Annotated in this window: 1 protein-coding gene; it reads right to left on the bottom strand. The window is 41.3% G+C overall.

All coding sequences use genetic code 11. The features are described from left to right. A partial coding sequence (locus HOLDEFILI_RS11425; protein ID WP_083787617.1) for a transposase occupies positions 1–468 on the bottom strand: 468 nt, incomplete at its 3' end. Between the last annotated feature and the right edge of the window lie 185 nt (positions 469–653).

Here is a 653-nt window from a genome sequence, read left to right as displayed (position 1 = left end):
AAGCCGCACTGAGTACACTTGAAGGGGATCGAGTTCGTTTTGCCAGTCGACAAATTTCCACGTTTCATTGATTTTCACCTCCAATCCAGACGGGAAGAAGGATTCTACAAATTCCATAACATGACCGCAGGAACAGAGTAAAGGATCAATTCCGGTTGATTCTTTTCGGAATTCCTGATAGGAGGTTAGTTTCTTGCGTATCCAAGCTCGAGGTTTGCTTAGCATCTTTCGAATACAGGCGCAGAGCTTTTTCTTTCTTGAAGTATAAGCGCCTAAATAGCGAACCATTTTGAAGTTTCCGTCGGGAATATGGATCATCAATTTCTTCATGAAATCCACAGTAGAGTCAAAGACATCAACCCGTTCTTTCGTTTGATGATCAATATAATGCCACCAAACGAAATTAAGATCGTAATTATAGTCTTCAATCCGGCTTTGAGCGATGACAGGCCGGCCTGCATAACGGATATGTAATCCACGCCATCTTGAGTGGATTGATGAGAGGAAGGCGGATTAGGGAGAATCAATTGAAAATGACCGAGGCCTTGAACTAGGAAAATGAAAAGAATGAAACAAACTCAAATGCGTTGAAATGGAGACGGATGAATTGTATAATTAACTCAATAGAAAGATGAGCGTTCTCTGAAAGCGTA

Source organism: Holdemania filiformis DSM 12042 (assembly GCF_000157995.1).
GTDB lineage: Bacteria > Bacillota_I > Bacilli_A > Erysipelotrichales > Erysipelotrichaceae > Holdemania > Holdemania filiformis.
This window is presented reverse-complemented; position numbering and strand designations above follow the sequence as displayed.